Origin of the sequence: Amycolatopsis sp. NPDC051061 (assembly GCF_040682935.1) — a bacterium.
Classification (GTDB): domain Bacteria; phylum Actinomycetota; class Actinomycetes; order Mycobacteriales; family Pseudonocardiaceae; genus Amycolatopsis.
This window is the reverse complement of record NZ_JBFBBZ010000020.1, coordinates 3416-27454: the sequence shown is the minus strand read 5'-3', so window position 1 is coordinate 27454 and position 24039 is coordinate 3416. Positions and strand designations below refer to the sequence as shown.

Below are 24039 nucleotides of genomic sequence, written 5' to 3'. Positions count from 1 at the left end.
ACTGGAGCTGATCTACGTGAACGACGACACCCGGCAGCTGCTGGCGGCCTGGAACGACACCACCACCGACGTCCCGGAAGCGGGCCGCACGCTCGCCCGGCTGCTCGCCGAGCAGGCGGCCCGCACCCCGGACGCGACGGCGCTGGTGTTCGAAGGCGAGTCCCTGACCTACCGCGAGCTCCACGGGAAGGCCGACGGGCTCGCGCACCTCCTGGTCGAGCGGGGCGTGGGCCCCGGCGTCCTCACCGGCGTCTGCGCCGACCGATCCCTTGAGCTGGTGATCGCCCTGCTGGGGGTGCTCAAGGCCGGCGGCGCCTACGTCCCGCTCGACCCGGACTACCCGGCCGACCGGCTGGCCTACATGGTCGCCGACAGCGCCGCCCCGGTCGTCCTCACCCAGACCCACCACAGAAACCTCTTCGACGCCGAGACGATCTGCCTCGATGAACTCGACCTGACGGACGGCCCGGCAGTCGAAGTCCAAACGTCCACAAAGGATCTCGCCTACGCCATCTACACCTCCGGCTCCACCGGCCGCCCCAAGGGCGTGCTGGTGCCGCACGAAGGCATCGTCAACCGGCTCGCCTGGACCCAAGCCGAGTACGGCCTCGCCGCCGAAGACCGCGTTCTCCAGAAGACGCCGTCCAGCTTCGACGTTTCCGTCTGGGAGTTCTTCTGGCCGCTGCTGACCGGCGCCACGCTCGTCGTCGCGCGCCCCGGCGGCCACCGCGACCCCGCCTACCTCGCCGGGCTGATCCGCGCCGAGCGGATCACGACCGTCCACTTCGTCCCGTCGATGCTGCAGGCGTTCCTGCTCGACCCGGCCGCCGCGACCTGCACCGGCCTGCGCCGCGTGCTGTGCAGCGGTGAGTCGCTGCCCGCCGAACTGCAGGCCCGGTTCTTCGAGACGCTTCCCGGCGTCGAGCTGCACAACCTTTACGGCCCGACCGAAGCGTCGGTCGACGTGACGTACTGGGCGTGCGACCCGGCACAAAGGACAGTCCCCATCGGACGTCCGGTGTGGAACACCCGCACGTACGTCCTCGACGCGGAGCTGAACCCGGTCGCCCCCGGCGTCGCCGGTGAGCTGTACCTCGCCGGGATTCAGCTGGCCCGCGGCTACCACGGCCGGCCGGGCCTGACCGCGGAACGGTTCGTGGCCAGCCCGTTCGAGCCGGGGGAGCGGATGTACCGCACCGGCGACCTCGCGCGCTGGTCGGAAGACGGCGCACTGGAGTACCTCGGCCGCACCGACCACCAGGTGAAGATCCGCGGCCTGCGCGTCGAGCTGGGCGAGATCGAGGCCGCCCTCGACCGGCAGCCCGGTGTCGGTGGCTCGTGCGTGCTGGCGCGTGAGGACCGCGCGGGCGACCAGCGCCTGGTCGGCTACGTCGTCCCGGACGGTGCCGCGCCCGACGTCGACGCCCTGCGCGCGGCCCTCGCGGAGAACCTGCCGGAGTACATGGTGCCGGCCGCCTTCGTGGTCCTGGAGACGCTGCCGCTGACCCCGAGCGGCAAGCTCGACCGCAAGGCCCTGTCTGCGCCGGACTGGTCCGCGGCCCGCACCGGCCGCGCCCCGCGCACCCCGCGCGAAGCCGCACTCTGCGAGCTGTTCTCCGAGATCCTCGGCGTCGACGGCGTCGGCATCGACGACGGCTTCCTCGCCCTCGGCGGCCACTCCCTCCTCGCGGCCAAGCTCGTCTCCCGCATCCGCGCGACGCTCGGCGTCGAAGCCGCCATCGGCGACGTCTTCCGCGCGCCGACCCCGGCCGGCCTGGCCGAACTCCTCGAAGACGCGCCGGAAGCGCGACCACCCCTGACCCCGCGTCCTCGCCCCGAGCCGATGCCGCTGTCGTTCGCCCAGCGCCGGCTGTGGTTCCTCGACCAGGCCGACACCCGGAACGCCGGCTACCACGTCCCGCAGGCCTTTCGCCTCGCCGGCCCGATCGACGCCGCCGCGCTGCGGCAGGCCGTCGAAGACGTCGTCGCCCGGCACGAAACCCTCCGCACGATCTTCACCCGCGACGGCGACGAGCCGGTGCAGCACATCCTGCCGTCCGGAGCGGTCTCATGGACCGCGGAAGAGTCCACTGAGGACTCTCTCGCCGCCGCCCTGACCGCGGTCACGGAGGCCGAGTTCGACCTCGCCCGCGAACTGCCGATCCGCGCCACGCTCTTCACGCTGCCCGGCGACTCCGCCGTGCTGCTGCTGGTCGTGCACCACATCGCCAGTGACGGCTGGTCCTTCGCCCCGCTCCTGCGCGACCTGTCGACCGCCTACGCGGCCCGCATCGCCGGAAACGCTCCGAAGTGGACGCCACTACCGGTTCAGTACGCGGACTACACGCTGTGGCAACAGGAACTCCCCGTCGAGCGGGACCTCGCGTACTGGCGTGACGCCCTCGCCGGACTCCCCGAAGAACTGCCGCTGCCCGCCGACCGCCCGCGCCCGGCGGTCGCGAGTCACCGTGGCGGCGTCGTCCCGATGGACGTGCCCGCCGACGTCCACCGCCGCCTGGCCGCCCTGGCCGCGGCGGAAGGCGCGACGCTGTTCATGGTCCTGCAGGCCGCGTTCACCGCGCTGCTCACCCGCCTCGGCGCCGGCGACGACGTCCCGGTCGGCTCGCCGGTCGCCGGCCGCACCGACGCGGCCCTCGACGACCTCGTCGGGTTCTTCGTCAACACCGTCGTCTTGCGCACAGCCACCGATGGCGACCCGACGTTCCGCGAGCTCCTCGACCGGGCCCGTGAGACCTGCCTGGCCGCGTTCGAGCACTCCGAGGTGCCGTTCGAGCGCGTCGTCGAGGAGCTGAACCCGGCCCGGTCGCTCGGCCGCCACCCGCTGTTCCAGGTGCTCCTGGTGCTGCAGAACAACCTCGCCGCCGAGCTGGCCATCGACGGTGTTCAGGCCACCGGCGAGCGTGTCGGCATCGGCTACGCGAAGTTCGACCTGGCCGCGATCTTCGAGGAACGCGACGGCGAGCTGACCGGCCTGCTGGAGTACGCGAGCGACCTGTTCGACCGCGACACCGCCACGACGCTGGCCGGGCGCTTGCTGCGCGTCCTGGCCGCCGTCGCCGCGGACCCCGGCACGCGGATCGGCGACCTCGACCTCCTCGACGCCGCCGAGCACGCCCGGGCCGTGACGGGCGGCATGCCCGCCCCCGCCGCGCCGGCCGGCACCCTGCACGACGTGATCGAGGGCCACGCCCGCCGCACCCCGGATCGCACCGCGCTGCTGTTCCAGGACGAGGCCGTCACCTACGCCGAGCTGGACGCCCGCGCGAACGGCGTCGCCGCGCTCCTGGCCGGCATCGAACCCGGCCGGATCATCGCGATCTGCCTCGACCGCGGCCCGGACCTGGTCGCCGCCATCCTCGGCGTGCTCAAGGCCGGCTGCGGCTACACGCTCCTCGACCCGTCGTTCCCCGCCGAACGGCGGCAGCTGCTGGCCGAGCAGGTCGACGCGCCGGTCGTGCTCGACGACCTGTCCGCAATGGACACCGTGGATCCGACGGCGACCTCGCCGAGCCGTGCGGTGTCGCCGGCCGGACCCGCCTGCGTCATGTTCACCTCCGGCTCGACCGGCACACCGAAGGGTGTCGTCGCCTCGCACGCAGCCGTCGCCACGACGATCCTCGGCCAGGGCTACGCGGGTGAGGTCTGGCTGCAGACCGCGCCCGTCTCCTGGGACGCCTTCGCGTTCGAGCTGTTCGGCGCGCTGCTGACCGGCGCCGCCTGCGTCCTGCAGCCCGGCCCGAAGCCCGAGCCCGCGCTCATCGCGGACCTGGTCGAGCGCCACGGCGTCACGACGATGTTCGCCTCGGCCAGCCTCCTGAACTTCCTCCTCGACGAGTACCCGGCCGTCTTCTCACAGGTCAGCGACGTCTACACCGGCGGCGAAGTCGCGTCGGTCGCCCACCTGAGCAAGGCCCTGGAGACCCACCCGGAGGTGGCGTTCACCAACGCCTACGGGCCGGTCGAGAACATGATCTTCGTCAGCGGCCACCGCGTCACGACGGCCGACCTCACCGGCGCGCCCATCCCGATCGGCACCCCGCTGAACGGCAAGCGCGCGTACGTCCTGGACGAGCGGCTGCGGCCGGTCGCGCCCGGCGTCGCCGGCGAGCTGTACGCCGCGGGCGGGGGCATCGCGGACGGCTACGCCGGCCGCCCCGACCTCACCGCCGTCCGGTTCGTCGCGTCACCGTTCGAGCCGGGGGAGCGGATGTACCGCACCGGCGACCTGGTGCGCCGCCGCGCCGACGGCGTCCTCGAGTACGTCGGCCGCGCCGACGACCAGGTCAAGATCCGCGGGTTCCGCGTCGAGCCGGGTGAGATCCGGACCGCGCTGGGCACGCACCCGGCCGTCACCGAGTCCGCCGTCGTCGTCCGCGAGGACCGGCCCGGCCAGAAGCTCCTGGTCGCCTACGTCGTGGGCGAGCCGGCCGACTTCCGCGCCTACCTTGCCGAACGCCTGCCGGAGCACCTCGTGCCGAGCGCGTTCGTCTTGCTTGACGCGTTGCCGCTGACGCCCAACGGCAAGCTCGACCGCCGCGCCCTGCCCGCCCCCGAGCGCACGAGCACCAGCCGCGCGCCGCGGACCCCGCGTGAGGAAGTCCTCTGTGGACTCTTCGCCGAGGTGCTCGGTGTCGAGACGGTCGGCGTCGACGACGGGTTCTTCGCCCTCGGCGGGCATTCGCTGCTCGCCGCCCGGCTCGTCGCCCGCGTCGGGGCGGTGCTCGGGGTCCGGATCGGCGTCGCGGACGTCTTCCGCGCGCCGACCGTCGCCGGGCTGGCCGCGGTGCTCGACACCGCGCGGGCCGCCCGCCCGGCCGTCGTGGCCCTGCCGCGCCCGGACGTCCTGCCGCTCTCGTCGGCGCAGCGCAGCCTGTGGTTCGTCGAGCAGCTCGACCGGCCCGGCGCCACCTACAACGTGCCGCGCGCCCTGCGGCTGACCGGCACCCTCGACGTCGCCGCGCTGCGCCAGGCGTTCGCCGACGTCGTCGAGCGGCACGAGGCGCTGCGGACGGTGTTCCCGGACACCGACGGCGTGCCCCGCCAGGAGATCCGCCCGCTCATCGAGCTGCCGTGGACCGAGGCCGCGGCGGACGTCGCCGAGTTCGCCGCACGCGAGTTCGACCTGGCCGCCGACCTCCCGATCCGGGCCGCGCTGATCCCCGAAGGCGACGACCACGTGCTGGTGATCGTCACCCACCACATCGCCGGCGACGGCTGGTCGTTCGGCCCGCTGCTGCGCGACCTGTCGACCGCCTACACCGCCCGTGCGGCGGGCGACGTTCCGAAATGGACACCGCTGTCGGTCCAGTACGCGGACTATGCGCTGTGGCAACAGGAACTGACCGACGATTCCTTGGACTACTGGGCCGACGCCCTCGCCGGGCTGCCCGACGAGATCTCCCTTCCTTTCGACCACCCGCGCCCGCCCGTCGCGAGCCACCGCGGCGCGACCGTCCCGGTGACTCTCGACGCGGACCTGCACGCCCGGCTCCTGCACCTCGCCCGCGGCGAGCACGCGACGCTGTTCATGGTGCTGCAGGCCGGGTTCGCGGCCCTGCTTTCCCGGCTCGGCGCCGGGGACGACGTCGCCGTCGGCACCCCGTCGGCGGGCCGGCCGGACGCGGCGCTGGACGACCTCGTCGGCTTCTTCGTCACGACCCTGGTGCTGCGCACCGACCTCAGCGGCGACCCGAGCTTCACCGACCTCGTGCGCCGCGTCCGGGAGAGCTCGCTCAAGGCGTTCGACCACGCCGGCGTTCCGTTCGAGCGGGTCGTCGAGCGGCTCAACCCGGCCCGCTCGACCGCGCGGCACCCGCTGTTCCAGGTGATGCTGGCGCTGCAGAACAACGTCGCGGCGAACCTGGCCCTGCCCGGCCTGGCCGCGGCCGACGTGCCGGTGACGACCGCGACGGCGAAGTTCGACCTCACCCTCAACCTGGAGGAGAACACCGGCGCCGGCGGCACGCCGGCCGGAATCGGCGGCTACCTGGAGTACGCGACCGACCTGGTCGACCCGGGCACCGCGGCCGACCTGGCCGCCCGGTTCGTCCGGCTGCTCACCGCCGCCGTCGCGACCCCCGCCGTCGCCTTGTCCACAGTGGACCTTCTGTCGGCCGTCGAGCGCACGGCGATCGACGCGTCCAACGACGAGACCGCGCGGCAGCTGCCGGACACCTCGGTCATCGAGCTGTTCGAGGCGCAGGCCGCGGCCACCCCGGACGCGCCCGCGCTGGTGTTCGGCGCCACGACATTGACCTACGCCGAGCTGAACGCCCAGGCCAACCGGCTCGCCCACCGCCTGGCCGGGCGCGGCGCCGGGCCGGAGCGGTACGTCGCGCTCGCCCTGCCGCGCGACGAGCAGCTGATCATCGCCATGCTGGCGGTGCTCAAGACCGGCGCCGGCTACCTCGCCCTGGACCTGGACTACCCGGCCGACCGCGTCGCGATGATGCTGGAGGACGCCGACCCCGCACTGGTGCTCACCCGCGAGGAACTCATCTTCGACGGGGACGCCGGGAACCTGCCGCACACCGCGTCGCCGGACAGCCCGGCGTACGTGATCTTCACGTCGGGCTCGACCGGCCGCCCCAAGGGCGTCGTCGTCCCGCGCCGGCCGCTGCTGAACTTCCTGCTCGACATGGTCGAGCGGTTCGGGATCACCCCGGGCGACCGGCTCCTCGCCGTCACGACCGTCGGGTTCGACATCGCCGGCCTGGAGATCTTCGCGCCGCTGCTGGCCGGGGCCACCGTCGTCCTCGCGAGCCGCGACGACGTCCGCGACACCCGCGCCCTGGCCGCGCTGGCCGAGGACGGCGTCACGCTCCTGCAGGCCACCCCGAGCCTCTTCCACGCGCTGCTGGCCGAGCCCGTCGACCTCTCCGGCGTGCACGTCCTGGTCGGCGGCGAAGCCCTGCCGGACGACCTGGCCGTCGCGCTGCGGGCGCGGGCCGCGTCGGTGACCAACATGTACGGTCCGACCGAGACGACGATCTGGTCCACCACCGCCCGCGTCGGCGAGGGCGCCCCGACCATCGGCACGCCGATCGCGAACACCCAGGTCCACGTGCTGGACCGCGCGCTGCGGCCGGTGCTGGCGGGCGTGCCAGGCGAGCTGTACATCGCCGGCGACGGCGTCGTGCGCGGCTACCTCGGCCGCCCCGACCTGACCGCGGACCGGTTCGTCGCCTCGCCGTTCGCGGCGGGAGAACGGATGTACCGCACCGGCGACCTGGTCGCCCGCCGCCGGGACGGCGAGATCCGGTTCCTCGGCCGCGTCGACCACCAGGTCAAGATCCGCGGCTTCCGCATCGAGCTCGGCGAGATCGAGGCCGTGCTGGCCGCGCACCCGGCCGTCGCGCTGCGCGCGGTCGTCGTCCGCGAGGACCGGCCCGGCGACAAGCGCCTGGTCGCCTACGTCGTGGCTCACGGAAGTGTCGAGGTCGAGGACCTGCGCCGGCACCTGGCCGCCGCGCTGCCCGGGTACATGGTGCCGTCGGCGTTCGTGCTGCTCGACGAGCTGCCCCGGACGCCGAACGGCAAGCTCGACCGCAAGGCCCTGCCCGCGCCGGCCCTCGAAACCGGTGTCGGCCGGCTCCCGCGCACCGCCCGCGAGCACGCGCTGTGCGAGTTGTTCGCCGAGGTCCTCGGTCTGCCCCAGGTCGGCGTCGACGACGGCTTCTTCGACCTGGGCGGCCACTCGCTGCTGGCCACCCGGCTCGCCGGGCGGATCCGCGCGGTGCTGGGCCTCGACGTCACCGTGCGGGCGCTGTTCGCGAACCCGACCGTCGCCGGGCTGAGCGAAAGCCTCGGCGTCGCCGTCGCGGCGCGCCCGGCGATCACCCGGCGCGAGCGCCCGGAGCGGCTCCCGCTGGCGCCCGGCCAGGAACGGTTGTGGTTCCTGGCCCGCATGGACCGCGACGACACGTCCTACCACATGCCGATCGCTTTGCGGCTGCGCGGCGACGTCGACGCTTCCGCGCTGGCGGCCGCACTGTCCGATGTGGCCGGACGGCACGAAGCCCTGCGCACGTACTACGCCGAGGACGAGTCCGGGCCGTATCAGGTGATCCTGGACGACTTCGCGGTGCCGTTCGAGGTCACGACCGGCTCGGTCGCCGACGCCGCCCGGACCCCGTTCGACCTGGCCGCCGCGCCACCGGTGCGGTCGTGGCTGTTCAGCGAGGGCGACGAGCACGTCCTGCTCGTGGTGACCCACCACATCGCCGGCGACGGCTGGTCGATCCCGGTCCTGCTCGGCGACCTCGCCGACGCGTACGCCGCCCGCGTCAAGGGTGAGCGTCCGAAGTGGACCCCGCTGCCGGTGCAGTACGCGGACTACACGCTGTGGCAACGGGAACTCGACACCGACATCGCCTACTGGGCGAACGCGCTCGCCGGGCTGCCGGAAGAGCTGGCGCTGCCCTACGACCGCGTCCGGCCCGCCACCGCGGACCACACCGGCGGGTCAGCGGCCGTCGCGATCCCGGCGGAGCTGCATTCGCGGCTGCTCGACCTCGCCGCAGGGCAGCGCGCGACGCTGTTCATGGTCCTGCAGGCCGCCCTCGCAACGCTGCTCGCGCGGTTCGGTGCCGGCGACGACGTCCCGATCGGCACCCCGGTCGCCGGTCGGCCGGACCCGGCCCTCGACGACCTCGTCGGGTTCTTCGTCAACACCGTCGTGCTGCGCACGGACCTCAGCGGCACTCCGACGTTCGCCGAGCTGGTCGAGCGCGTCCGGGAAGCCGACCTGAGCGCGTTCGAGCACGACGACGTTCCGTTCGAGCGCCTGGTCGAGGAGCTGAACCCGGCCCGGTCGGCGTCCCGGCACCCGCTGTTCCAGGTGATGCTGGTGCTGCAGCAGGACACCCCGGCCGTCGCACTGTCCGGTGTGGACACCGAGCCGTACGAAGTGGCCCGCGCGGTCGCCAAGTTCGACCTCACCGCGGCCCTGGAGGAACACAGCAATGCCGGTGGGATCACCGGTGCCTTCGAGTACGCGACAGCGTTGTTCGACGCCGCCACCGCCGAGCGCCTGGCCGCGGCGTTCGTCCGGTTGCTGGAGCAGATCGCCGACGCGCCCACGACGTCGGTCGCGGCATTCGACGTCCTCACCGCCGCCGAACGCGACCTCGTGCTGACCGCGGGCCATGCCGTCGAGGTGAGCGCGGCGCCCGAGGACTGCCTGCACACCATCGTCGAACGCCAGGAACCCGGCGCCGTCGCGATCCTGTTCGAGGGCGAGACGCTGACCTACGGCGAGCTGAACGCCCGCGCCAACCAGGTCGCTCACCACCTCCTGGACGACGGAGTCCGCCGCGGTGAGGTGGTCGGGGTCCTGCTGGACCGCGGCTTCGACTTCGCGGCCGCGGTGCTCGGGGTGCTCAAGTCCGGTGCCGCGTACACCCTGCTCGACCCGAGCTACCCGGCCGAGCGTCTGGCCGCGGTCACCGAGCAGGCCGGCGTGCAGCGGGTGCTGACGGCGGTGCCGGACCACCCGGACACGACGAACCCGGACGTCGAGCTGACCCCGGCCGACCTGGCCTGCGTCATGTTCACCTCCGGCTCGACCGGCGTGCCCAAGGGCGTCGCCACCTCGCACCGCGGCGTCGTCGCGACCATGGGCCAGGCCTACGCGACCTTCGACGCGGGCCAGGTGTGGCTGCAGTGCGCCCCGGTGTCCTGGGACGGCTTCGCGCTCCAGCTGTTCGGTGCCCTGCTCTACGGCGGCCGGACGGTCCTGCAGCCCGGCCAGAACCCCGAGCCGGACCGCATCGCCGCGCTGGTCGTCGAGCACGGCGTCACCGTGCTGCACGCCTCGGCGAGCCTGTTCAACTACCTCCTGGACCAGGAGCCGCAGGTCTTCACCGTCCTGCGCCGCGCGATGACCGGCGGCGAGCCGGCGTCCGTCGAGCACGTGACGAAGGCACTGCGCGAGTACCCGGACGTCGAGCTGATCAACGGCTACGGCCCGGCCGAGAGCATGGGCTACACGACGTTCCACCCGATCACCCCAGCCGACCTCGGTGGGGTCGCCATCCCGATCGGGCGGCCGGTCGCGAGCAAGCGCGCCTACGTCCTCGACGCGCACCTCGCCCTGGCCGCGCCGGGTGTCACGGGAGAGCTGTACCTCGCGGGCCACGGCCTCGCCGACGGCTACCGCGGCCTGCCCGGCGCCACCGCCGAGCGGTTCGTGGCTTCGCCGTTCGTGGCGGGGGAGCGGATGTACCGCACCGGTGACCTGGTCCGCTGGAACGCCGACGGTGTTCTCGAGTACGTCGGCCGCGCCGACGACCAGGTCAAGGTCCGCGGCTTCCGCGTCGAACCCGGCGAAGTCCGGGCAGTGCTGGCCCGTCACGAGGGCGTCGAGCAGGCCGCGGTCGTCGTCCGTGACGGGCGGCTGATCGGGTACGTCGTCGGCTCGGCCGAACCGGCCGCACTGCGCGCGTACCTGGCCGACCGGCTGCCGGACTACCTGGTGCCCTCGGCGATCGTGCCGCTGCCCGAGCTGCCCCGGACCGCGAACGGCAAGCTGGACCGCCGGGCGCTGCCCGCGCCGGACTTCGCGGCGGGCTCCCGACGCCGGCCGCGGACCGTCACCGAGAACGTCCTCTGTGGACTGTTCGCCGAGGTGCTCGGACTGCCCGAGGTCGGCCTCGACGACGGCTTCTTCGAACTGGGCGGGCATTCGCTGCTGGCGGCCCGGCTGATCGGCCGGGTTCGCGCCGTGCTCGGCATCGAGCTGGGCATCCGCGAGCTGTTCCGCACCCCGGCCGTCGCCGGGCTCGCCGAAGTCCTCGGCGACGCCGCCCCGGCGCGGCCGCCGGTGACCCGCCGCGAGCGGCCCGAGCGGCTGCCGTTGTCGTTCGCGCAGCAGCGGTTGTGGTTCGTCGACCAGGCCGAAGAGGCCAACGCGGGCTACGACGTCCCGCGTGCGCTGCGCCTGCGCGGCGCTCTCGACGTGGCTGCCCTGCAGGCAGCCTTGGCTGATGTCGTCGAGCGGCACGAGTCGTTGCGCACGGTCTTCCCGTCGCACGAAGGTGAGCCGTGGCAGGAGATCCTGACCGCACCTTCGGTGCCGTGGACGCTCACCCAGTCCACTGAGGACGCACTGTCCGATGTGCTGGCCGAGGCCGCGGCGCACGTCTTCGACCTGCGGACCGAGCTGCCGATCCGGGCGCACCTGGTCGAGGTCGCCGCCGACGATCACGTCCTGCTGCTGGTGCTGCACCACATCGCGTCCGACGGCTGGTCGGCGGCGCCGCTGTGGCGCGACCTGGCCACCGCCTACGCGGCCCGCCTCGACGGCGCGGCTCCAGGGTGGACGCCGTTGCCGGTGCAATACGCGGACTACACGCTGTGGCAGCGCGAAGTCCTCGACGAACCGGAGATCGCCGGCCAGCTCGCGTTCTGGCGCGACGCTCTCGCCGGCGCACCCGAGGAGCTGGCGCTGCCCGCCGACCGGGTCCGCCCGGCCGTGGCGAGCCACCGCGGCGGCTCGGTGGAGTTCGCGCTCGGCGCGGACGTCCACGCGGCGCTGGCCGACCTGGCCCGCGGCAGCGGCGGGACGCTGTTCATGGCGCTGCAGGCCGGGTTCGCGGCCCTGCTGTCGCGGCTCGGCGCGGGCGACGACGTCCCGCTGGGCACCGCTGTCGCCGGCCGCGGCGACACCGCCCTCGACGACCTCGCGGGATTCTTCGTCAACACCCTGGTCCTGCGCACCGACGTCTCGGGGCAGCCGACGTTCCGGCAGCTCCTGGCCCGCGTTCGCGACGCCGGACTGGCCGCGCTGGCGCATGCCGACGTCCCGTTCGAGCGGGTCGTCGAGGAGCTGAACCCGGCTCGGTCGGCCGCGCGGCACCCGCTGTTCCAGGTGATGCTGGTGCTGCAGAACAACGCCACCGCGCAGCTCGGCCTGCCCGGCCTGGAAACCGAGGGGGTCACGGTCCGCCGGGACGTCGCGAAGTTCGACCTGACCGCGGGCATCGAAGAGAACCACACCGCGGACGGCGTTCCAGCGGGCCTGACCGGTCAGCTGGAGTACGCGGCCGACCTGTTCGACGCGGCCACGGCTTCCTCGATCGCGGTCCGGTTCGCCCGGTTCCTCACCGCCGCTGTGTCCACTCCGGACGCTCCGATCACTGATCTGGACCTGCTCGCCGACGGCGAACGCGCGGCGCTGCTGGCCCAGGGCACGACGACGGTCACCGCCCCGGCGATGCGGCTGCACGACCTGTTCGAACGGCAGGCGGCGTGGGCGCCGGACGCGACCGCGTTGATCTTCGAGGGTTCGTCGCTCACTTATGGACAGCTCGACGTCGAGGCCAACCGGCTCGCCCGGCACCTCGTCGCCGAGGGCGTCCGGCGCGGCGACCTGGTCGGTGTCCACATCGGACGCTCGCCGCGGCTGGCCGTCGCGCTGCTCGCCGTGCTCAAGGCCGGGGCAGCCTACACCGTGCTGGACACGGACTTCCCGGCCGAACGCCTGGTCGGGGCGCTGCGCCGGACTTCGGCCGCGGTCGTCCTCACCGACGGACGCTCGCTGCCCTGGCGGCGGATCGACGTCGTCGAAGACGCGGCCGCGATCGCCGTCCGCGACGGCGGAGGCCTCGGCCTGCCCGGCCGCCCGGACGACCTCGCCGTGGTCATGTTCACCTCCGGCTCCACCGGGATCCCCAAGGCGGTCGCGGCACCGCATCGCGCGGTCGTCGGCACGCTGACCGGCCAGGACTACGCCGGGTTCGGCCCGGACGACGTCTGGCTGCAGTGCGCGCCGGTGTCGTGGGACGCGTTCGGCACGCAGCTGCTCGGGCCGCTCCTGTCCGGGGGCACGGTCGTGCTGCAGCCCGGCCAGCGCCCCGAGCCGGCGCTGATCGAGGATCTGGTCGTGGCGCACGACGTCACGGTCCTGGACGTCTCGGCCAGCCTGTTCGACTTCCTGGTCGACGAGCACCCGGCGGTGTTCGCGACGGTCCGCCGCGCGATGACCGGCGGCGAAGCGGCGTCGCCCGCGCACCTGGCGAGGGTGCTGCGCGCGTATCCGCACGTCGCGGTGATCAACGGCTACGGCCCGGCCGAGACCATGGGCTTCAGCACGTTCCACGCGGTCACGGCGGTCGACGGCCCGGTCCCGATCGGCCGGCCGGTCACGGGCAAGCACGCGTACGTCCTCGACGCGCGGCTGCGGCCGGTGCCCGCGGGGGTCGTCGGTGAGCTGTACCTGTCGGGTGTCGGCACCGCTCACGGCTACCTCGGTCAGCCCGGGGCGACGGCCGAGCGGTTCGTCGCTTCGCCGTTCGCGGCGGGGGAGCGGATGTACCGCACCGGCGACCTCGCGCGGTGGAACGCTCTCGGCGTACTCGAATATGCCGGACGCGCCGACGACCAGGTCAAGATCCGCGGCTTCCGCGTCGAGCCCGGCGAGGTGCAGGCCGTGCTGGCCGGTTTCGAAGGGGTCTCGCAGGCCGCTGTGGTCGTTCGCGACGGGCTGTTGGTCGCCTACGTCGTCGGCACCGCCGCCCCCGCGGTACTGGCCGACCACGCTGCCGCGCGGCTGCCGGAGTACCTGGTGCCGTCGGTGATCGTGCCCTTGGCCGAGCTGCCGCGGACCGCGAACGGCAAGCTCGACCGGGCCGCGCTGCCCGCGCCGCAACGAGTGGTCGCCGGACACGTCGCCCCGCGGACGGCCGTCGAGGTCGCGCTCGCCGCGATCTGGGCCGACGTGCTGGGGGTGCCGGAGCCGGGAGTGGAGGACAACTTCTTCGCCCTGGGCGGCCACTCGCTGCTGGCGGCGAAGGTGACCGGCCGGATGCGCACGGAGTTCGGCGTGCGGCTGGGAGTGCGGGCGCTGTTCGAGGCCCCGACGATCGCTTCATTGGCGCGGCTGGTGCCATCGGCGTCCACAGTGGACTTCGAGCCGATCCCGGTTCGCGAACACGGGAGTCGCACGCCGCTGTCGCCGGTGCAGCGCGGACTTTGGTTCGCCGAACGGCTCGCGCCGGGCTCGGCGGAGTACCTGGTACCCCTCGCCCTGCGCATCGGCGGCGACCTGGATGTGGCGGCCTTGGCCGGCGCGCTGTCGGCGGTCGTGGCCCGGCACGAGGTGCTGCGCAGCCGGTTCGTGGAGATCGAGGGCGAGCCGGCCCAGGTGGTCGACCCGGTGCGGCCGCTGCCGCTCCCGGTCACCGAGGTCGCGGACGTCGAGGCGTTCCTCCGCTCCCAAGTGGACACTCCGCTCGACCTCGAGCACGGCCCCGTGGTCCGGGCCGCACTCGGCCGGATCTCCGCCACCGAGCACGTCCTGGTGCTGCTCCTGCACCACATCGTCGCCGACGGGTGGTCCATGGGCGTCCTCGCCACCGAAGTGCGCGACCACTACGCGGGAATCCGCCCGGCGGCGCTGCCGGTGCAGTTCGGCGACGTCGCCGCGTGGCAAGCCGCCGCCGATGACGAAGCCGGTCTCGCCTTCTGGCGCGACGCCCTCGACGGCATGCCGCACGTCGCCGAGCTGCCCGCCGACCGGCCGCGTCCCCTGACCCGGGACATCGCCGGCGCCAAGACACCCGTCCACGTCCCGGCCGAGGTGGTGGGCCGCCTGGCGAAGCTGGGGGCGAGCCACGGCGCCAGCTTGTTCATGACCGTGCTCGCCGCCTTCGAAGTCCTGGTCAGCCGCTACACCGCCATGCGGGACTTCGCGATCGGCACTCCGGTGTCCGGCCGCAGTCACCCGCAGACCGAACCCCTGGTCGGCCACTTCGTCACCATGGTGCCCCTGCGCGCCGACCTCTCCGGCGACCCGGCGTTCACGGAACTGCTGCGAAGGGTTCGCGCCGGCACCCTCGCCGCGTTCGACCACGACGACGTCCCGTTCGACCGGATCGTCGAGCTCCTGCGCCCGCAGCGTGACCTCACCCGCACCCCGCTGGTGCAGATCGTGTTCGCCCTGCAGAACAACGAGAAGGCCGGCTGGGCGCTGCCCGGCCTGGTCGTCGAGCCCCTCGCCGTCGACACCCGGGTCAGCAAGTTCGACCTCGAACTCGCCATGGCCCAGGACGCCGACGGCGCCCTGACCGGCATCTTCGAGTACCCGACCGCGCTGTTCGACGCCACCACGATCGAGCGGCTGGCCGGCCACTTCACGACGCTGCTGGAAAGGATCGCCGAGGCGCCCGAGACCCCGGTCGGCGAGCTGGATCTCCTCACCGAGACCGAGCTCACCCACCTGGTGCACGGCGTCAACGACACCGAAGTCGCTTACGACGAGAGCGTCTGCCTGCACCACCTCATCTCCGAGCAGGCAGCGAAAACCCCGCACGCGATCGCCGTCGAATACCTGGACGACCACATCGACTACGCCGAGCTGGAACGCCGAGCCGGAGTTCTCGCCGCGCGGCTCATCGAGCACGGCGTCGGCCCGGACGTCCCGGTCGGCCTCCGGATGGACCGCTCGATCGACCTGATCGTCGGCCTGGTCGCGATCCTCAAGGCCGGCGGCGCGTTCGTCCCGATCGAAACCGACGCGCCCGAACCCCGGGTCCTCGGCATCCTCGGCGACGCGAACTCGCCCGTCTGCCTGATCAACGCCGGGGCGCCCGCACCGGAAAGCCACGAGGTCACCTTCCTCGAAGTGTCCGATTCAGACGGTGAAGCACAACGGCTGCCGGACACTACCCACCCGGACAACCTGGTGTCGATCTACTACACCTCCGGCTCGACCGGGAAGCCCAAGGGCGTCGCGAGCACCCACCGCGGCTGGGTCAACCGGCTGCGCTGGCACCAGGACACCTATCGGCTCCAGCCGGGCGAAGGCGTCCTGCAGAAGACGACGCTCGTGTTCGACGACGCCGCCGTGGAATGCCTGTGGCCGCTCATCGTCGGCGGTCGCGTCGCCCTGATCCCGCCGGGCCTGCACCGCGACCCCGCCGCGATCCTGGCCGGCGCCGTGCGACACCGGGTCGCCAACCTGCAGTTCGTGCCGAGCATGCTGACGCTGTTCCTGGAGCAGCTGACCCCGGCCGACCAAGTTGCGCTCAGCACGGTGCGCAACGTCATCACCAGTGGTGAAGCGCTGCAGCCGGAACTGTTGAAGCTGTTCTTCGACCGGCTGGGCGAGACTGCGACCCTGCACAACCAGTGGGGCGCCACCGAAGTGTCGATCGACTCGACCATGCGCGAATGCGTCCGCGCCGACCTCGACGGCGCGGGCTCGGTCAGCGTCGGCTCGCCGATCGCCAACAACCGGATCCACGTCCTCGACGAGCACCTGCGGCCGGTCCCGGTCGGCGTTGCCGGCGACCTGTTCATCGGCGGTGTCGGGCTCGCGCGGGGCTACCTCGGTGACCCGGGCAAGACGGCGTCGGCGTTCCTGCCCAGCCCGTTCGACCCCGGCGAGCGGCTGTACCGCACCGGCGACCGCGGCCTGCGCACCCCGGACGGCGCGCTGACGTTCCTCGGCCGCCAGGATTCGCAGGTCAAGATCCGCGGCATCCGCGTCGAACCCGGTGAGGTCGAGCAGGTGCTCCTGGAGCTGCCGGGTGTCCGCGAAGCGGCCGTGACGGTGTGGCAGCCGGTGCCGGGCGACAAGCGGCTCGCCGGCTACGTCACCCCGCAGGGCGGCGGCACGCTCACCGAGGCCGGGATCCGGGAACAGCTGCGCGAGCGGCTGCCGGTCTACCTCGTGCCGACGGCGCTGAGCGTGCTGCCGGAGTTCCCGACGACGACCAGCGGCAAGATCGACCGCAAGGCGCTGCCCACCCCGACGGGAACTCCAGTGGCCGAGTACCGCGCCCCGAAGGGCCCGGTCGCGGAGCTGGTCGCCGAAGTGCTGCAAAACATCCTCGGCGTCGAGCGGGTCGGCGCCGACGACAACTTCTTCGACCTCGGCGGGCACTCCCTGCTGGGTGTCCGGGTGGTCGCGGAGCTGCGCAAGCGGCTCTCGGCGGACATCCCGATCCGGCTCATCTTCGACTCGCCCACGGTCGCGGAGCTGGCCGACGCCGTCGCCCGAGCCACCCGGCGTGAGTTCGAGGCGATCCCGAAGCGGCCCGGCGGTCCCGCGCCGCTGGCCGGGGTCCAGGTCGGCATGTGGCTGGCCGACCGGATGGCGCCGTCCAGCGCCGAATACCTGGTGCCCAACGCGGTCCGCCTCCGCGGCAACCTCGACATCGGCGCACTCGGGGCCGCCCTCACCAAGCTGGTCGAACGGCACGAGATCCTGCGGACCCGGTTCGTCGAGATCGACGGCGAGCCGCGGCAGGTCGTCGACGCCGCCGGGCCGGTCCCGCTGCCCGTCACCGACATCGACGCCGTCACGCCGTTCCTGGCACCGCGGGGCATCGACCTCGCCACAGGTCCGGTGTTCGCCGCGGCACTCGGCCGGCTGGCCGAGGACGACCACGTGCTCGTGCTGTCGGCCCACCACATCGTCCTCGACGGCTGGTCCGAAGGCCTCCTCGCCGAGGAGCTGCGCGACCTCTACGCCGGTGCCGACCTGCCGCCGCTTCCGGTGCAGTACGCCGACGTCGCGGCCTGGTCCCGGCCGACCGGAGTGGACGTCGAGTTCTGGCGGACGCAGCTCGCCGGGGTGCCGCAGGTCGTGCAGCTGCCGGCCGACCGGCCACGGCCGCCCGTGCGTGACCCGCGGGGCGCGCGGTACGAGTTCAGCGTGCCCGCGGAGCTGGCCACGCGGCTCGGTGAGCTGGGTGCGCAGGCCCGGGCCAGCCTGTTCATGACCCTGCTGGCCGGGTTCCAGGTCCTCGTCTCCCGGCACACCGGGCTGCGGGAGTTCGCGGTCGGCAGCCCCGTCGCCGGCCGGGACCACCCGGACACCGAGCGGCTGATCGGCCAGTTCGTCAACACGCTCGCCCTGCGTGCGGACCTGACCGGCTCGCCCGGCTTCACCGAGCTGCTGGAGCGGGTCCGGGAGACGGCGCTGAACTCCTTCAGCCACCAGGAGGTCCCGTTCGACCGGGTCGTCGCCGAGCTGCGGCCCGACCGCGACCCGAGCCGCAACCCCTTGGTGCAGCTCATGTTCGCGCTGCAGACGGTGTCCGAAGGCGGCTGGGAACTGGGCGGCCTGGACTGCGAGCCCCTGGGGATCGAGACGGGCGCGGCCAAGTTCGACCTCGCCGTGGTGTTGCGCGAGCAGCCCTCCGGCGCGGTCGACGGCGTCCTCGAATACCCGGTCGCACTGTTCGACGAGGAGACGGTCGCCGCGTTCGCGGAGCGGTACGTCCGGATTCTCGAAGGGGTCGCCGCCGACCCGCAACGGCCGGTGGACCGCGTCCCGATGCTCGACGCGGCCGAAGTCACCCCGCTCGACGAACCTGCCCCCGGCGGGACTTTCGCGGAGTTGGTGGAAGCCCAGGTGCGACGCGATCCGGATGCCCTGGCCGTGGTGGCCGGACCGGACTCGCTCACCTACGCCGAACTGGACGCGGCGGCGAACCGCGTGGCCCGGGTCCTGCGAAGCCGGGGCGCCGGCCCGGAGCAGGTCGTCGCCCTGCTGCTGCCGCGCTCGGCCGATCTGGTCGTCGCGCAGCTGGCCGTGGTCAAGACCGGGGCCGCGTTCCTCCCGGTCGACCCGAGCTACCCGGAGGAGCGCATCCAGTACATGCTCGACGACGCGAACCCGGTGCTCACGCTGCGGGACCTGCCGGCGTCCACAATGGACGACAGTCCACTGGACGTCGAAGTAGAGCCGGAGAACGCGGCGTACGTGATCTACACGTCGGGTTCGACCGGACGGCCGAAGGGCGTCATCGTCAGTCACGCCGGCCTCGCCACCCTGGTGGCGAACACCGTCGCCGCCTACCAGGTCGGTCCGGGCGACCGGGTGCTGCAGTACGTGTCGCCGAGCTTCGACGCCTCGATCCTCGAACTGTGCGCGTCCCTGATGACCGGCGCCGCCCTCGTCGTGACACCGCCGGGCCCGCTGCTCGGCGACCAGCTGCGGGACGTTCTCGCCGAGGGACGGGTGACGCACGCGCTGATCCCGCCCGCGGCGCTGGCCACGGTCGAGGACCCGGACCTGCCGGACTTCCGGACGGTCGTCGTCGGCGGCGACGTCTGCCCGCCGGAGCTGGTCGCGAAGTGGGCGCCGGGGCGCCGGATGCTCAACATGTACGGCCCGACCGAGGCCACGGTCGTGTCCACGGTGAGCGAGCCGCTGGTGCCGAGTGAGCAGGTGACCATCGGCCGCGCCCTGCGGTACACGAGCGCGTACGTCCTGGACGGCCGGCTCCAGCCGGTGCCACCGGGCGTGGCGGGCGAGCTGTACGTCGCGAGCCCGGGCCTGGCCCGCGGGTACCTCGGGCGGCCGGGACTCACCGCGAGCCGGTTCGTCGCCAACCCGGCGGGCGGGCGGATGTACCGCACTGGTGACCTGGTCCGGCGCACCCGCGCCGGCGAGCTGGAATTCCTGGGGCGGACCGACGACCAGGTCAAGATCCGCGGCTTCCGCATCGAACTCGGCGAAGTCGAGTCGGCGCTGCGGGCCCACCCCGCGCTCACCGCCGCGGTCGTGCTCGCCAAACCGGACCCGGCCGGGCAGAAACGCCTGGTCGCCTACACCGTCGGCGACGTCAGCCCCGCGGATCTGCGTGCCTTCCTCGGACAGCGCCTGCCGGAGCACCTCGTGCCGAGCGCGTTCGTCGTGCTCGACGCGCTGCCGGTCAACGCGAGCGGCAAGCTCGACCGCGCCGCGCTGCCCGAACCGGCGGAGGAGACGGCGGACTACGTCGCCCCGAGCAGCCCCGAGGAGCAGCTGATCGCCGACATCTGGGCCGAGGTCCTGGGTGTGCCCCGCGTCGGGCTCGGCGACGACTTCTTCGCCCTCGGCGGGCATTCCGTGCTCGCCGCCAAGGTTCGCATGCGGCTGCAGGCCGCCTTCGGCGTGGACCTGCCCCTGCCCGTGCTGTTCCAGACCACCACGGTCGCCGCGCTCGCCGCCGTGGTCCACACCGAGATCGAGGCCGAGCTCGCCGGCATGTCCGAGCAGGAGCTCCTCGACTCCCTCACCGAGGAGGCCAGCGCATGACCACGTTCGACATCCGCCCGGAGGCCCCGGACGTGCCAACCGACGCCGATCGGGCGGCCCGGCTCCGGGCCGCGGTGCTCGCGAAGCGCCTGCGCGGCGGGGCCACCGCGCCGGTCCGTGCGTTCGGCCGGGCCGACCGCGCCGCGCCGCTCCCGCTTTCGGCCGGGCAGCAGCGATTGTGGTTCCTCGACCGCCTCGACCCGGACAGCGCCGAGTATGCGGTCCCGCTCCTGCTCCGCCTGGAGGGCGCCCTCGATGTCGAGGCGCTGCGCCGCTCGCTCGACGCCTTGGTCGCGCGGCACGAGATCCTGCGCACGACCTACGTCGCGGAGGACAACAAGCCGCGTCAGGTGATCGGGGCCCCCGAGCCGGTCGACCTGCCGGTGGTCGACGGTGACCTGGACGCGGTACTCGCCGAGTACGTCAGCCGCCCGTTCGACCTCGCGGCCGGGCCGGTGTTCCGGGCGATGCTGGTCCGCGAGGCGCCCGAACGGCACGTGCTGGCGCTCAACGTCCACCACATCGCCTGCGACGGCTGGTCGCTCCCGATCCTCCTCGAAGACCTGCGCCGGCTCTACACCGGCGCCGAGCTGCCTCCGATCGAACTGTCCTATGCGGACTTCGCGGCCTGGGAGCAGTCCCGGGTGGACGCCCACGACGCCGCTCTCGCGTACTGGAAGGAGCGGCTCGCCGGGCTGGAGACCCTGGAGCTGCCCGCGGACCGTCCGCGGCCGGCCCAGCGTGACCATCACGGCGCGTCAGCCCGCTTCACCATCCCCGCCGACGCCGCCGAAGCGGTACTGAATCAGGGAAAGAGCACGGGCGCGACGCCGTTCGTGACGCTGCTCGCCGCCGCGTACGTCGTGCTCGGGCGCCACACCGGCCGGGACGACCTCGCCGTCGGCACCCCGGTCGCCGGGCGCGGCCGGGCCGAGCTGGAGCACATGGTCGGGTTCTTCGTGAACACCGTCGTCGCCCGCGGCGACCTGTCCGGCGACCCGGACTTCGCCACTCTCACCGACCGCGTCCGCGTGGCGCGGCTGGCGGACCAGGCCCACGAGGACCTGCCGTTCGAGCGGCTGGTCCAGGAGCTGGCGCCGGAACGCGACCTCGCGCACACCCCGGTCGTCCAGGTGATGTTCGCGGTCTACGACTCGTCGTCCGGGGAAGCAAAGCTGGGGGACCTCGCCGTTTCGCCGGTGGACCTGCCCTCGACGACGGCGAAGTTCGACCTGATGATCTCCTTCGTCCGCCAGGCCGACGGTTCCCTGGAAGGCGTCCTCGAATACGCGACCGCGCTCTTCGACCAGGCCCGGATGGACCGCATGGGCGAGCACTTCGTCCGGCTCTTCACCGAGCTGGCCGCCCGACCCGGCGTCCGGCTGTCCGAAGTGGACATCCTCGGCGCCGACGAGCGGAAGCTGCTCCTCGAGACCTGGAACGCCACCGCCGAGCCCTACCTGCGCGGCACGCTGCACGGCCGGATCGCCGAGCAGGCGGCGACGAACCCGGACGCGATCGCCGTCCGCTGCGGCGGCGCCGAGCTGACCTACGCCGACCTGGAAGCCCGCGCGACCCGGCTGGCCCAGCGGCTGCGGGCGCACGGCGTCGGCCTCGAAACCCCGGTCGGCGTGCTGTGCGAACGCGGCCCGCTGCTGCTGCCGGTGCTGCTGGCCATCCTCAAGACCGGCGGCCACTACATCCCGCTCGACCCGGCCTACCCGCAGGACCGCAAGGAGTACATGCTCCGCCAGGCCGGCGCCCGCGTGCTCGTCACCACCCGCCGCTACGCCGGCGAGAACCTCGGCGACGTCGTGGTCTTCGCCGACGAGCCGGTCGCCGACGACCCGGTGTCGTGGCAGGACCCGGTCGTCGACCCGGAGAACCTCGCCTACGTCATCTACACCTCCGGCTCGACCGGCCGTCCCAAGGGCGTGCTGATCAGCCACCGTGGAGTGCTGCACTACCTGGACTGGTGCCGCCAGGCCTACCGCGCCGACGAGGGCGACGGCGCGCCGGTGCACTCTTCGCTCGCCTTCGACCTCACCGTCACCGGGTTGTTCCTGCCGCTGCTGTGCGGCACGACCGTGACACTGGTGCCGGAGGACGAACACCCGGTGGCGGGCCTCGCGGACGTGTTGTCGAGCGGCCGGAAGTTCAGCTTCGTCAAGCTCACCCCCGCGCACCTCGAGCCGCTGCGCCGGTGCCTCGCGCCCGAGGCGGCGGCCGCGGCCGCGCACCTGGTCGTCGGCGGCGAGCAGCTCACCGCCGAAGCTCTGGAGTTCTGGCGCGAGAACGCCCCCGAGGTCGTCGTGGCCAACGAGTACGGCCACACCGAGACGTCCGTGGCGAACGTGATCAACGTGCTGCCCGCCGCCGAGTGCGTCAGCACACCGATCTCGGTGGGCCGGCCGATCTGGAACACCGAGGTCTACCTGCTCGACGAGCACCTGCGGCCGGTCCCGGCCGGCGTCACCGGCGAGCTGTACGCGGGCGGTGCCGGAGTCGCGCGCGGCTTCGCGGGCAGCCCGGGCCTGACCGCCGCGAAGTACGTCCCGAACCCGTTCGGGCCGGGCCGCCTCTACCGCAGCGGCGACCTGGCCCGGTACCTGCCGGACGGGCGGCTGGAGTTCGTCGGCCGCACCGACCACCAGGTCAAGGTGCGCGGCTACCGCATCGAGCTGGGCGAGATCGAGGCCGCGCTCGTCGGCGGCCCCGGCGTCACCGAGGCGGTCGCCGTGGTCCGCGACGGCGCGCTCGCCGGGTACGTCGCGCCGTCCACTGTGGACGCCGAAGCGGTGCGGGCCCACCTTTCCGAGCGGCTGCCGGAGTACATGGTCCCGTCGACGCTGACCACTTTGGACACCCTGCCGCTGACGTCCAACGGCAAGATCGACCGCGTCGCCCTGCCCGCCCCGGACGCCGCCCCCGTGTCGACGTCCGGTGTCTTGCCGCGCGACGAACTGGAGATGGCGCTGGCGAAGCTCTGGGAGGATCTGCTCGGCCGCCGCGTCGGCGTCACCGACGGCTTCTTCGACGTCGGCGGGCACTCGCTCCTGGCCGTGGTGCTGGTCGACCGGATCCAGGCCGAGCTGGGCGCGACCGTCGGCCTGGCCGAGGTGTTCCGCGCCCCGACGATCCGGGCGCTGGCCGACCTGATCCGCGCCGGCGGAAGCGGCGGGGGACTGGTCGTTCCGCTCTCGCCGGGCCGTGCGGGCGTCGCCCCGCTGTTCCTGCTGCCGCCGACCGCCGGGAGCCCGTTCCCGTACCTGCAGCTCGTGGCCGAACTGGACCCGGCGCTGCCGGTGTTCGGCCTGCAGGCGCCCGGGTTCGCGCCCGGCGAGGACCCCGTGCACACCATCGAGGAGCTGGCCGCGGCGTTCCTCGCGGACCTCCTGCCGGTGGCCGGCGACCGCCCGATCCGGCTGGCGGGCTGGTCGCAGGGCGGCTCGGTCGCCTTCGAAATGGCCGCCCAGCTGGAAAAGGACGGTCGCGCGGTCGAGCACCTGTGCGTCATCGACGCGACCGTCCTCGGCGTCGACGACTACGGCAACCCGCTTCCGGAGGTCGATACCAGCGACCCCCTCGCGTGGTTCGGCGAGGCCGTGCTGAAGCTCGCTCCGGGGGCTGTCGACACGCTGGACGAGATGCTCGCCGAGGCCCGTGACCGCGGCATGGTGTCGGAAGTCGCGGGCAACGCCGTCGTCGAGCAGATGGCGCGGGTCTACCTCGCCGGCAAGGACGCCGTCGAGGCCTACCGCTGCCGCGCCGTCGTCGATGCCGGCATCCACCTCATCACCTCCACCGGCACCCACCCGGTGAAGGGCCGCCCGGAGGTGCGGCCGGAGAGCTGGCGCGCCCGCACGCGCGGCGAGCTCACGGTGACGCCGGTTTCGGGCCACCACTGGGACATGGTCGAACCGCCGCACGTGGCGGAGCTGGCCCGGGCCGTGCTGGCCGGGCTCGCCGTGACCGCCGACGAGTGA

2 protein-coding genes are annotated in these 24039 nt (G+C 73.2%); both read left to right on the top strand.

The window, feature by feature from the left end; genetic code table 11:
• The first annotated feature begins 1 nt into the window (after position 1).
• Entirely contained in the window at positions 2–20053 is a 20052-nt protein-coding gene (locus AB0N03_RS25915) for a non-ribosomal peptide synthase/polyketide synthase (RefSeq protein WP_364377075.1), read from the top strand.
• Positions 20050–24039, top strand: a complete 3990-nt coding sequence (locus AB0N03_RS25910; RefSeq protein WP_364376751.1) for an amino acid adenylation domain-containing protein — start codon at positions 20050–20052, stop codon at positions 24037–24039. The genes AB0N03_RS25915 and AB0N03_RS25910 overlap by 4 nt, the downstream gene beginning before the upstream one ends.